12 protein-coding genes are annotated in these 11,784 nt (G+C 59.7%); 6 read left to right on the top strand and 6 right to left on the bottom strand.

Annotated elements, in window-relative coordinates:
* Nucleotides 1-53: 53 nt before the first annotated feature.
* Entirely contained in the window at nucleotides 54-1,223 is a 1,170-nt protein-coding gene (locus J1G33_RS19335; protein ID WP_103733560.1) for an aspartate aminotransferase family protein, read from the bottom strand.
* Nucleotides 1,224-1,325: 102 nt separating this feature from the next.
* Here J1G33_RS19335 and J1G33_RS19330 point away from each other — a divergent pair, with 102 nt between their 5' ends.
* Entirely contained in the window at nucleotides 1,326-2,231 is a 906-nt protein-coding gene (locus J1G33_RS19330; protein WP_223018553.1) for a LysR family transcriptional regulator, read from the top strand.
* Here the strand turns inward: J1G33_RS19330 and J1G33_RS19325 are convergent.
* Together J1G33_RS19325 and fabV are read right to left on the bottom strand one after the other, a co-directional pair.
* On the bottom strand, nucleotides 2,209-2,850 hold the full coding sequence (locus tag J1G33_RS19325; protein ID WP_223018552.1) for an HAD family phosphatase: 642 nt from the start codon (nucleotides 2,848-2,850) through the stop codon (nucleotides 2,209-2,211). The genes J1G33_RS19330 and J1G33_RS19325 overlap by 23 nt on opposite strands.
* A gap of 214 nt (nucleotides 2,851-3,064) precedes the next feature.
* On the bottom strand, nucleotides 3,065-4,258 hold the full coding sequence (gene fabV, locus J1G33_RS19320) for an enoyl-ACP reductase FabV (protein ID WP_032881058.1): 1,194 nt from the start codon (nucleotides 4,256-4,258) through the stop codon (nucleotides 3,065-3,067).
* 276 nt (nucleotides 4,259-4,534) lie between these two features.
* Here fabV and J1G33_RS19315 point away from each other — a divergent pair, with 276 nt between their 5' ends.
* The 4 genes from J1G33_RS19315 to J1G33_RS19300 all read left to right on the top strand — a co-directional run bounded on the left by J1G33_RS19315 (nucleotide 4,535) and on the right by J1G33_RS19300 (nucleotide 7,701).
* Nucleotides 4,535-5,359, top strand: a complete 825-nt coding sequence (locus J1G33_RS19315) for an aspartyl/asparaginyl beta-hydroxylase domain-containing protein (protein WP_078820650.1) — start codon at nucleotides 4,535-4,537, stop codon at nucleotides 5,357-5,359.
* Nucleotides 5,360-5,507: 148 nt separating this feature from the next.
* Nucleotides 5,508-6,881 (top strand): nucleotide 5'-monophosphate nucleosidase PpnN, encoded by a 1,374-nt coding sequence (ppnN, locus tag J1G33_RS19310; protein WP_032877195.1) that lies wholly within the window; start codon nucleotides 5,508-5,510, stop codon nucleotides 6,879-6,881.
* Between the two features lie 170 nt (nucleotides 6,882-7,051).
* Nucleotides 7,052-7,309 carry an AbrB/MazE/SpoVT family DNA-binding domain-containing protein gene (locus J1G33_RS19305; RefSeq protein WP_078820648.1) on the top strand — a complete coding sequence of 86 codons (258 nt, stop codon included), beginning with the start codon at nucleotides 7,052-7,054 and terminating at the stop codon, nucleotides 7,307-7,309.
* On the top strand, nucleotides 7,306-7,701 hold the full coding sequence (locus J1G33_RS19300; protein ID WP_103733557.1) for a type II toxin-antitoxin system VapC family toxin: 396 nt from the start codon (nucleotides 7,306-7,308) through the stop codon (nucleotides 7,699-7,701). The genes J1G33_RS19305 and J1G33_RS19300 overlap by 4 nt, the downstream gene beginning before the upstream one ends.
* 54 nt (nucleotides 7,702-7,755) lie before the next feature.
* On the opposite strand, the gene J1G33_RS19295 is transcribed toward J1G33_RS19300, so the two are convergent.
* Both J1G33_RS19295 and J1G33_RS19290 read right to left on the bottom strand, forming a co-directional pair.
* Nucleotides 7,756-8,085, bottom strand: a complete 330-nt coding sequence (locus tag J1G33_RS19295) for a YXWGXW repeat-containing protein (RefSeq protein WP_005786252.1) — start codon at nucleotides 8,083-8,085, stop codon at nucleotides 7,756-7,758.
* A 170-nt stretch (nucleotides 8,086-8,255) separates the two neighbouring features.
* Nucleotides 8,256-9,152, bottom strand: a complete 897-nt coding sequence (locus J1G33_RS19290; RefSeq protein WP_223018551.1) for a LysR family transcriptional regulator — start codon at nucleotides 9,150-9,152, stop codon at nucleotides 8,256-8,258.
* A 99-nt stretch (nucleotides 9,153-9,251) separates the two neighbouring features.
* Between J1G33_RS19290 and J1G33_RS19285 the strand changes: the two genes are divergently transcribed.
* Nucleotides 9,252-9,923, top strand: a complete 672-nt coding sequence (locus J1G33_RS19285) for an NAD(P)-binding domain-containing protein (protein ID WP_148852341.1) — start codon at nucleotides 9,252-9,254, stop codon at nucleotides 9,921-9,923.
* Between the two features lie 64 nt (nucleotides 9,924-9,987).
* Here the strand turns inward: J1G33_RS19285 and mqo are convergent, their stop codons facing one another.
* Nucleotides 9,988-11,634 carry a malate dehydrogenase (quinone) gene (gene mqo / locus J1G33_RS19280; protein WP_032902653.1) on the bottom strand — a complete coding sequence of 549 codons (1,647 nt, stop codon included), beginning with the start codon at nucleotides 11,632-11,634 and terminating at the stop codon, nucleotides 9,988-9,990.
* Between the last annotated feature and the right edge of the window lie 150 nt (nucleotides 11,635-11,784).

Below are 11,784 nucleotides of genomic sequence, written 5' to 3'. Positions count from 1 at the left end.
CTGACACACTGCTATCGGGAGCAAGCCCCCCCTCCCACACTTTGATTGCGTTTTCAATCCAGCAATCGGGTGATGGTCCGTACGATCATCTCGGCTTCCTTGGCATCCAACGTCAGCGGCGGCAACAGGCGAATGATCTTGCCCCGTGTGACGTTGATCAGCAGCCCGTGCTCCTGGGCGGCACGTTGGGCCAGGTCGCGATAAGGGCTGGCCAGCTCAATCCCGATCATCAAGCCTTTGCCACGAATTGCCCGGACGTGCGGGTGCCCATCCAGCTCCATGCGCAAGCGCGCCAGCAAGTGTTCGCCCTGGTGTGCGGCGTTTTGCAACAAGCCTTGCTCATGAATGATATCCAGCACGGTGCAACCGACACGGCACGCCAGCGGGTTGCCACCAAAGGTGCTGCCATGACTGCCTGGGGTGAACAGCTCGGCGACGGCGGCGCGGGCTAGGCAGGCGCCGATGGGCACGCCATTGCCCAGGCCTTTGGCCAGCGTCATCACGTCTGGCACGATGCCTTCGTGCTGGAAGGCAAACCAGGTGCCGGTGCGCCCGATGCCGGTCTGGATTTCGTCGAGCATCATCAGCCAGCCGTGGCGCGTGCAGTGGTCGCGCAAGGCTTTGAGATAACCCACTGGCGCCACCACCACACCACTTTCACCCTGGATCGGCTCAAGCAGCACAGCTGCGATGCGCGTGCCGAACTGCGCAGTGATCACCTCCAAAGCCTGCATATCGCCAAAGCCTACCTTGATGAAATCCCCCGGCAGGCGCTGAAAGCCCAGGCGCACCGACGGCCCGTCGCTGGCGGCCATGGTGCCCAGCGTGCGGCCGTGAAAGGCGTTCTCCATCACCACCACCAACGGTTGTTCAATGCCTTTTTTCCAGCCATGCAAGCGCGCCAGTTTCAGCGCTGTCTCGTTGGCCTCGGCGCCGGAGTTGTTGAAGAACGCGCGATCGAGCCCGGACAGCTGCGCCAGGCGTTGGGCCAGACGTTGTTGCCAGTCGATGCTGTAGAGGTTGGACGTGTGCAGCAGCAAACCGGCTTGTTCGCTGATAGCTGCCACCAGCCTGGGGTGGGAATGGCCGACATTGGTCACCGCCACGCCGGCGACAGCGTCCAGGTATTCGCGGCCCTGCTGGTCCCAGAGGCGCGTGCCCAGGCCACGGGTGAAGCTCAGGGCCAAGGGTTGGTAGGTGCTCATCAGGCAGGCGGCGGTCATGGTTGCGGCTCCAGTGCATCGTTGCGGTGATGGAAGTATCGTTAACCACCTGCGCTGGATAAACTGCGAATATCTGCAATGACTTTAAACCAGGGCTTGATAATGGATCTGTTCCAGGCAATGTCGGTGTACGTGAAAGTGGTCGAAACCGGCAGCATGACTGCCGCCGCGCAAGAATGCGGGATGTCGACCACCATGGTGGGCAACCATCTGCGGGCGCTGGAGCAACGGTTGGGCGTGAGCTTGCTCAAACGCACCACGCGTAAACAGAACCTGACCGAATTTGGCGGGCAATACTATCAGCGCTGCCTGGAAGTGCTGGGGCTGGTGGCGGACTCCGAACTGCTGGCCGAGCAAATCCACAGCGAAGCTCCTAAGGGCAGCCTGCGCATCACAGCGCCTCCCGTGTTCGGCACCGAACGCCTGGTGCCGGCCTTGAGCGAATTTTCCCAGCGCTACCCGCTTATCGACCTGTACGTGGTGCTGGGCAATGAACGCATGGACCTGGTCGACAGTGGCTTCGACGTAGCGATCCGTCTCGGTGAACTGGGGACCTCCAGCCTGATCGCCCGGCCTATGCAGCCCTATACGCTCACCCTCTGCGCATCGCCTGCCTACCTGGCGCGACGCGGCACGCCGCAGACCCCGCAGGACCTGCAACAACATGACTGCCTGGCATTCGCCTACCCTGCGAACGACAACTGGCGTGACACCGACAAACTGTGGCGCATGAGCGAGGATGGCAGCGAGGTGGAGGTTTCGGTGGCGGGGTCATTGACCATCAACAGCTCGCAAGGCTTGCGCCAGGCGGCCGTCAACGGCATGGGCATCACGATGCTGGCCGACGCCTTGGTGCAACCGGACCTGGAGAGCGGCAAGCTGGTGGCCCTGTTAACCACGTATAAATTGCCCAGCCGCCCGATGCATCTGCTGTATCGCCATGACCGTTACCGCCTGCCCAAGCTGCGGGCATTCGTCGATTTCGTCATGGAAAAGTGGGCACATTAAAGGCCACGCCCAACGCCCGCAGACGCGCGGCGGTGCGCTCGGCAGATACATGATGAATGCCCTGCCAACCCAAGGCGATAGCGGCCTCGGTGTTGCCGGCGACATCGTCGATAAACACCACTTCACTCGGTTTTATGTCCGGCAGGTCAGCGCGGATCTGATCAAGGCTGGCGTGGTAGATCGCCGGATCAGGCTTGATCAATTCCAACTCGCCGGACACGACGATGTTTCGAAAGAGTTGCAGGAACGGATAGTGGGCCCGAGCGTAGGGGAAGGTCTCCGCCGACCAGTTAGTAAGCCCGAACAACGGCATATCGGCCTCGTGCAACGCCTTGAGAATCGCCACGCCGTCGGCTAACTCACCGCGCAGCATCTCGTGCCAGCGCTCGTAGTAAGCCTGGATCAAGGGTTCGTGATCGGGATGCAGGTCAATCAGGGTGCGGGTGGCTTCGGCCAGGGTACGACCGGCATCTTGCTCGGTGTTCCAGGCCTGGGTGCAGATGTTATCGAGGAACCACTGCCGCTCTGCCTCATCGGCGATCAGCTTGCGGTACAGGTGCTGCGGGCTCCAGTCGAACAGGACACCGCCGAAATCAAAAACTACTGCACGAATCGTCATCAGATCCTCCGTTGGCGTGGCTTGATAGCAGCTGGAGTCTGGCAGATCTGGAAGAGAGAGGCGCGCGTCGGGGCGTAAGAAGTGTCTGAAAAGACTCGGATCAAATGTGGGAGGGGGCTTGCTCCCGATAGTAGGGTGTCAGCCACTGAAGATAGTGACTGATACACCGCCATCGGGAGCAAGCCCCCTCCCACATTTTGGTCTGGATCAGACCTTAAGCTTGGATCAGGCCGTTGATTTTGACGGTCGGGTTCACATCCGCGTCGTAGTCCACGCCGTCGACTTCAAAGCCGAACAAGCGCAGGAACTCAGCCTTGTAACCGGCAAAGTCGCTGATCTCGTTGACGTTGTCGTCGGTAACCTGGTTCCACAACGCAGCCACGGCGTCCTGGACCTTCGGTTCCAGCTCGGCCAGGTCGGCGCGCAGGCGGCCATCGGCGTCGAGCTTAGGTTCTTTACCGTACAGGCTGTCCTTGAACAGGCCGTAGACTTGCTCGATGCAGCCTTCGTGGGTGCCCTGCTCTTTCATCACCTTGAACAGCAACGACAGGTACAGCGGCATGATCGGGATCGCCGAGCTGGCCTGGGTCACCACGGCCTTGAGCACAGACACACGGGCATCGCCCTTGAGCGCGGCGAGGTTTTCGCGCAGGGTCAGGACTTTCTTGTCCAGGTCTTTCTTGGCTTCACCGATGGAACCGTTCCAGTAGATATCCTGGGTCAGCTTCTCGCCGAGGTAGGTGAACGCCGTGGTCTTGGCGCCTTCGGCCAACACATCGGCGTCACGCAGGGCATCGATCCACAGCTGCCAGTCTTCGCCGCCCATGACCTTCACGGTGCCGTCGATTTCTTCCTGGGTTGCAGGCTCAAGAGTGGTGTCTACCACTACGCCCTTGTCGGTGTTGATACCGCGCAGGGTCACGGCCTTGCCGATTGGCTTGAGGGTGGAGTTGTGCACCACGCCTTGCGGGTCGGTACGGCGTGGCGCGGCCAGGCTGTAGACCACCAGGTCGATCTTGCCCAGGTCTTTCTTGATGGTGTCGATGGTCAGGCGCTTGATCTCGTCGGAAAACGCGTCGCCGTTGATGCTCTTGGCGTACAGGCCTTTTTCCACGGCAAACTTCTCGAATGCCGCGCTGTTGTACCAGCCGGCGGAGCTCAGCTTGCCTTCTTCGCCTTCTTTCTCAAAAAACACGCCCAGGGTGTCGGCGCCGCAGCCAAACGCAGCACTGATGCGCGCGGCCAGGCCGTAGCCGGTGGAGGCACCGAGGACCAGTACCTTTTTAGGGCCGCCTTCGATGACGCCGTTTTTGGTTACGTAGTCGATCTGCTCTTTGACGTTCGCTTCACAGCCAACAGGGTGAGCGGTCACACAGATAAAGCCACGAACCCGCGGTTTGATGATCATAAAAATTTCTGCCTCTTCCAAGGTGCCGAAGGCCAATGGTGGCCATTCAACTTCAATCGTACCGGTCTATGACGTCCAAAAAACCGAAGCGTCACGATAGTCGCAAATCTTCTGTTCTCAAAATTCAATCCACAAAACGTCGAAGCCTGCACGGCAACGGTTACAAATTGTGCAGCGGCTTCACAATTTCACCCTATTTAAAAACGCCTGCCGGCGCCAGAAACCCCTATGATGACGACATTGTTTCAATATGTTTCGGCCTTGGAGCCTCGTTTCATGAGCAAAAATGCTGTCGGCAAAAAGCTGGTGTCCCTGGCGTGGGCACTCGGCGTTCTGCTGTTGATCTATTGTTTCCCGCGCAGTTGCCTGGTGTTTCTGCTGTTGGTGGTGTGCTGCGGCGTTTATGACTTCCTGCGTAACGGTCTGTACGACCGCGACACCATCAAGAAATACTTCATCGGCAACGGTCGCAATACCTGGGTGCTGGCACCGTTCAACACCCTGCTCGATCTGCTGAGCAGCCGCAACCGCCATGTCTATACGATGCAAGACCTGCCACCGGCCTGGCGCGAAGACCTGCAACAGGTGATCGACGACGCCATGGCCCGCAAGGATGAAATCATCGGTTACCTGGACGAACGCATGGCCGAGAAGAAACGCGGCATGTTGTTTTTCCAGTGGTACGGCCGCCCCATCGAGACCACGCTGGATATCCCGCAACTGCGCAAGAAATTGCCATTCGTGAAGACCATCGGTGTCTCGGTATTCAACGAGAACCGTTCCACGTCCTTTCACTTCGGCCCCCTGCGCATGATGTTCCGCGTGCTCTACAACATGGCCCCGGCGCCCCACCACGAAGGCGTGTATATCCAGGTAGGCAAGCACAAGCACTACTGGCACGACGACCCGCTGTTCATCTTCGATGACACCCTGATGCATGCGTCCTTCAACAAAAACGACGCCAAGCGCTACTGCCTGTTCATCGACATCGTGCGCCCGACCTTGCTGCCGTCAGTGCTCAACGCCGTGATCGCAGGCTTTGCCGGGCTGGTCTTTACCCTGCGTCGAGTTTTCTACAAAAACTGGAAGCTGATTCAGTAAGTTCTGCGGCATGATGGTGCTGGACGGTATTTGCGCTGGGCCTCGCGCCTGAGGTAAATAACCGTCTCGTGCGACCTTAATTGGCGCTCACCATTCTCAAGCCATCGCCCCGAAACGGGCGCGGTGGCTGTGCTTTCAAGGAATCAGAATGCTCCAACGTCAAGTCATCAATGCCTCCGTCAGCCCCAAGGGCAGCCTCGAAACCCTGTCCCAACGTGAAGTGCAGCAACTGAGTGAAGCCGGCACCGGCAGCATCTACACCCTGTTCCGCCAATGCGCCTTGGCCATCCTCAACACCGGCGCGCATATCGACAACGCTAAGACCATCCTCGACGCCTACAAAGACTTTGAAGTGCGTATTCACCAGCAGGACCGCGGCGTGCGCCTGGAACTGCTCAACGCCCCGGCCGATGCCTTTGTCGATGGCGAGATGATCGCCAGCACCCGCGAGATGCTGTTCAGCGCCTTGCGTGACATCGTCTACACCGAGAACGAGCTGGACAGCCAGCGCATCGACCTGAGCAACTCCCAAGGCATCACCGACTACGTGTTCCATCTGCTGCGCAACGCCCGCACGCTGCGCCCGGGTGTGGAGCCCAAGATCGTGGTGTGTTGGGGCGGCCACTCGATCAACACCGAAGAATACAAATACACCAAGAAAGTCGGGCACGAACTGGGCCTGCGCAGCCTCGATGTGTGCACCGGCTGCGGCCCCGGCGTAATGAAAGGCCCGATGAAGGGCGCGACCATTTCCCACGCCAAGCAACGCATCACCGGCGGGCGTTACCTGGGCCTGACCGAGCCTGGGATCATCGCCGCCGAAGCACCGAACCCCATCGTCAATGAGCTGGTGATTTTGCCGGACATCGAAAAACGCCTGGAAGCCTTCGTGCGCGTCGGCCACGGCATCATCATCTTCCCCGGCGGTGCCGGCACGGCAGAAGAGTTTTTGTACCTGCTGGGCATCCTGATGCACCCCGACAACCGCGACGTGCCGTTCCCGGTGGTGTTGACCGGGCCCAAACACGCCGCGCCTTACCTGGAACAGCTGCACGCGTTCGTCGGCGCCACCCTCGGCGAAGCGGCGCAGCAGCATTACCAGATCATCATCGACGACCCCGCCGAAGTGGCGCGCCAGATGACGGCCGGCCTCAAGGCAGTGAAGCAGTTCCGCCGCGAGCGTAACGACGCGTTCCACTTCAACTGGCTGCTGAAGATCGACGAAGGCTTCCAGCGCCCGTTCGACCCCACCCACGAAAACATGGCCAGCCTGCAACTGAGCCACGCGCTGCCGCCCCATGAACTGGCAGCCAACCTGCGCCGGGCGTTCTCGGGGATCGTGGCGGGTAACGTCAAGGACAAGGGCATCCGCCTGATCGAAGAGAACGGCCCGTATGAGATCCACGGCGACCCGGCGATCATGAAACCGCTGGATGAATTATTGAAGGCGTTCGTGGCCCAGCACCGCATGAAACTGCCGGGCGGCGCGGCGTATGTGCCGTGCTATCGCGTGGTGCAGTAAGCCAGCGGCGGTAGGTCATAGTTTGTATCTGTTTGGGGCGTAGCCAACGGTGTGAGGATCGAGCATTCGGACTAGGGTTTTACTACCGACTGACTCACACCTGCGAGCGACCTATGGACCAACGGATATTGTCCTCTGTCATTCCTTACCCTAAGGTAAGGAATATCACGATGGAGATCTTCACTATGGCTACCGCCACACTCACTTCAAAAGGGCAAATCACCATCCCTGTCCAGGTCAGGACAGCCCTGGGCCTGGAAACAGGCGACCGGGTGGAATTCGTCGAATTGGAAGACGGCAAGTTTTCCATGATCGCCGCCAGCAAAACCGTCAAGGACCTCAAGGGGTTGATCCGCAAACCCGCTCACACCGTGTCTATCGAAGACATGAACCGAGCCATCGCGGCCCAGGGAGCAACCGCTGGATGATCGGCCTGGATACCAACGTGCTGGTGCGTTATGTGACCCAGGACGACCCGGTTCAATCAGCTAAAGCATCCCAACTGATCGAATCGCTCACCGCCGCCTCACCCGGTTTTGTCAGCCTGGTGACGCTTACGGAGCTGGTGTGGGTGTTGCAGTCCTGCTACCAGTCGACCAAAAGCGACGTGGTGACCGTGCTGGAAACCTTGCTGTACACACGGGAACTGACCGTCGAGCACGCCGATATCATCTGGCAGGCCCTGCGCAGGTTCACCGCAAGCAAAGCGGACTTTGCCGACTGCCTGATCGAACGCTGTGGCCACGCGGCCGGTTGCGAGTACACCGCAACGTTTGATCTGAACGCGGCCAAGGCAGCGGGGATGAAACGGATCGGCTAGGCCGGCTTTTTTGTAGGAGCGAGCAAGCTCGCTCCAATGGGAGAAAGCGTTGGGTCAGCGAACCCAGCCGCCGATCTGCCAGTGGTAGCCATCATTACGCTGCACCCAGTGCGGGTGTACATAACGATAGCCCTGACGCACTGGTTCCCAATGGCCATGCACTGCCACATAACGCCCGCCTTCCCAACGCCAATAACCGCGTGACCAGATATAACCTTCGCGCACCGCAGGCTCCACTTCGATCACCTGCACCGGCGGCGGTTGCGGCGCCACCACATCAACGTACTCGTGTTGTACCGGCCTGCGCTCATGCACAACACGCTCTTGCACACACCCGGAAGCGGCGACCACCATGGCGGCCAATGCTGCATAACGTAGCAACATACAAAACCCTCGGGCGCGAACGCCCAACACCTGCATCAGAAAGAATTCCTTCCTTTGTTGCAGCCGGGCCCTGCTTGGGCCTGGGTTATTTTTAACAGGAGATGTCTGTCAGATTGCTGAACCTGTAGACCTTTAACGTGCCTCCCGGCGACCGCCACGGTGATGAACCTTCATACCGGACCAAAACGTCCCAGCACAGCCTCGACAAAGCACCGCAACTTGGCAGTGTGCTGGCGGTTTGCGGTGTAGACCAAATGCATCGACCGGCTTGGAGCCTCAAACTCCGGTAGCACCCGCACCAACTCGCCACTCGCCAACGCCGTTCGCAGAAAGTCTTGCGGGCCGAGCACAATGCCAAAACCATCCAATGCCGCCGACATCAATGCCCGGCTTTCATTGATGAGCAAACGACTGGCCACTCGTACCTTGTAGGAAACCGTGCCCTGGAAGAACACCCACTCTCGATCCGCCGGACGCGATGAAAAGGCGTACCCCAGGCACTCATGACGCTCAAGATCCGCCGGCTTCTGAGGTGTGCCTCGCGCCATCAGGTAAGCCGGTGCAGCGCAGGCCACCAACCGATAAGGTGCCAGGGGTCTCGCTGTCAGGCCGCTCGTGCCCAACGGACCAATGCGAAACGCGGCGTCGTAGCCCTCCTCCACCAAGTCGACGAAACGATCCGTCAGGTGCAAATCGAGTTCTACCTGTGGGTTGTCACGTAAAAACCCGGTGATCAACGGCATCAAGCTGTAGGAGCCAAAGGTCACCGGGGCGGTGACCTTCAGCTTGCCGCGCGGCGTGTCGTTCATGACCTGTGCCAGGGAGTCGGCGGCCTCGGTCTCCGTCAGGATATGCTTGCAGCGTTCGTAATACTCCACTCCCAGTTCAGTCAGGCTTTGTCGACGCGTAGTGCGGTTGAGCAATCGCGCACCCAAACGTTGTTCCAACGCGGTGACATGCTTGGCCACCATCTGCGGCGACATGCCCAAGCGTTCGGCGGCCCTCGCATAGGAGCCCAATTCAGCGGCTATCACGAAGGCGTTCATGCTTGATAGGCGGTCCATCATTCCCAACTCCCAGTAACAACACCCACACCGAAATGCTGATTTATCACGTTATGGTTGCCAATCATCATAGCCACTTCCTACTTCCACTGGAGCAAGCACATGAAGATTGGCGTGATTGGAGCAGGTTTTATCGGGCGTGCCGTGGCGCAACTGGCGCTTGCCGCCGGGCATAAGGTGATGTTGAGCAACTCCCGCGGCCCACACACCATGAGCAGCGTGGTGAGCGGCATACTCGGCGTACAAGTGGGCAGCGCGGATGATGCCGCCAGGTTTGGCGATGTGGTACTCGTGGCGATTCCGCTGGAGCACTACCGCAGCGTCCCTGCCCAATGGCTGGAGGGCAAGACGGTGATGGACGCCAACAATTACTACCCCGATCGCGATGGGCATATCCCGCAACTGGACCGGTTTGAAACCACCACCAGCCGATTGCTGGCCGACCATTTGCCGCAATCACACGTGGTAAAAGTATTTAATGCGATCTTCGCCCCAGACCTGACGCAGGATGCCCGCCCGCGCGGCGCTCCTGACCGCCGCGCGCTGCCAGTGGCAGCAGATCACGCTGCGGCAAAAGCGCAAGTGATTACGTTACTCGACGAACTGGGCTTCGATGCCGTGGATGCCGGAGGGCTGGATGAAAGCTGGCGATTCGAGCGGGCTAAACCGGCGTATTGCGTACCCCTGAACCAAGCGGGCTTGAAGGCTGCGCTGGCAGCGGCCGAGCGTACGGTTGAGCTGCCCCCGGTGGAGCGACACCCGCCGCGCGCCTGATCGTTCACGCACAAAAAAGCCCGCTGACCGTCACCGGTTCAGCGGGCTTTTTCGTAGGTGTTGCTTACAGCGCCAGGTCAGACGCCGGCTTGCTCGGCTCAGCCGCAGGCTTGGCAGCCTCGGTAGCCTGTGGAGCAGCCAGTTGCGGGATCGCTGGCGGTGGTGTCAGTTGCAGCACACCGGCCGTGTAGGCCCATTCCTTGGCAACAGCTTCAGGGCTGTCGTTCAGCTTGGTGCCGTAGCTTGGCACGATCTGGTGCAGTTTTTCCTGCCAGGCCGGGCTTGCTACCTTGTCCTTGAAGACTTTTTGCAGCACGGTCAGCATGATCGGAGCCGCGGTGGACGCGCCTGGCGATGCACCCAACAGGCCGGCAATGGAGTTGTCAGCAGAGCTGACCACTTCGGTACCGAGTTTCAGCACGCCGCCCTGCTCTTCGTCACGCTTGATGATCTGCACGCGCTGGCCGGCTTGCCACAGGCGCCAGTCGGACTGCTTGGCGTTCGGGAAGTACTCTTGCAGCGCCTTGAAGCGGTCGTCGTCCGACAGCATCAGTTGGCCGGCGAGATACTCGACCAGTGGGTATTCACGAATACCGACTTTGGTCATGGGCCAGATGTTGTGGGTGGTGGTGCTGGTCAGCAGGTCCAGGTACGAGCCTTCTTTCAGGAACTTGGTCGAGAAGGTTGCGAATGGGCCAAACAGGATCACGCGCTTGCCATCCAGCACGCGGGTATCCAGGTGCGGAACCGACATCGGTGGCGAACCGACCGAGGCTTTACCGTAGGCCTTGGCCAGGTGCTGCTCGGCGATGGTCGGGTTCTCGGTCACCAGGAACGAACCACCGACCGGGAAGCCAGCGTATTCCTTGGCTTCCGGAATGCCCGACTTCTGCAGCAGGTGCAAGGCACCGCCGCCGGCGCCGATGAACACGAACTTGGCGTCGGTTTCAGTTTTGGTGCCGTCTTTGAGGTTTTTGTAGCTCACACGCCACGAACCGTCGTCGTTGCGGGTGATGTCCTGCACTTCGCTCGACAGCTTCAAGTCAAACTTCGGCGTGGTTTGCAGGTGAGCGACGAACTGGCGGGTGATCTCGCCGAAGTTCACGTCGGTACCGATCGGGCTCCAGGTGGCCGCGATTTTCTGGTTCGGGTCACGCCCTTCCATCATCAGCGGAACCCACTTGGCGATCTGTGCCGGGTCTTCGGAGTACTGCATGCCGGCGAACAGCGGGCTGGCCTTCAGGGCTTCGTAGCGCTTTTTCAGGAACTTGATGTTGTCATCGCCCCACACAAAGCTCATGTGCGGTGTGGAGTTGATGAACGAACGCGGGTTCTTCAACACGCCCTGCTGAACCTGCCAGGACCAGAACTGACGGGAAATCTGGAACGCTTCGTTGATCTCGACCGCTTTCGGGATCTCAACGTTGCCGTTCTTGTCTTCCGGGGTGTAGTTCAGCTCAGCCAGGGCCGAGTGACCGGTACCGGCGTTGTTCCAGCCGTTGGAGCTTTCTTCGGCCACGCCATCGAGGCGCTCGACCATCTCCATCGACCAGTCCGGTTCCAGCTCATTGAGCCAGACACCCAGGGTCGCACTCATGATGCCGCCGCCGATCAGCAGCACATCGACTTTCTTTGCCTCTTCCGCGTGAACGGACGTGATCCCCATCGACAAAGCCAGCCCCAGCAGGGCAGTGTTTACTTTTTTAAACATCAGTAGCACCTATGATAAAACGCCATCCGCCCTACCGCCCCCGATCATGAGTAACCCTCGTTCACGCTACGTCAGGCAACGTACCGCGGGGTCTGCACATTCACATGAAGGCTGCAGGGTGGGCACACAAGGCCGATGGATCGACCTCAC

The organism is Pseudomonas sp. P867 (genome assembly GCF_019891455.1).
Classification (GTDB): Bacteria; Pseudomonadota; Gammaproteobacteria; order Pseudomonadales; family Pseudomonadaceae; genus Aquipseudomonas; species Aquipseudomonas synxantha_A.
The sequence above is the reverse complement of the archived record's forward strand: the minus strand, read 5'-3'. Positions and strand labels throughout refer to the sequence as shown.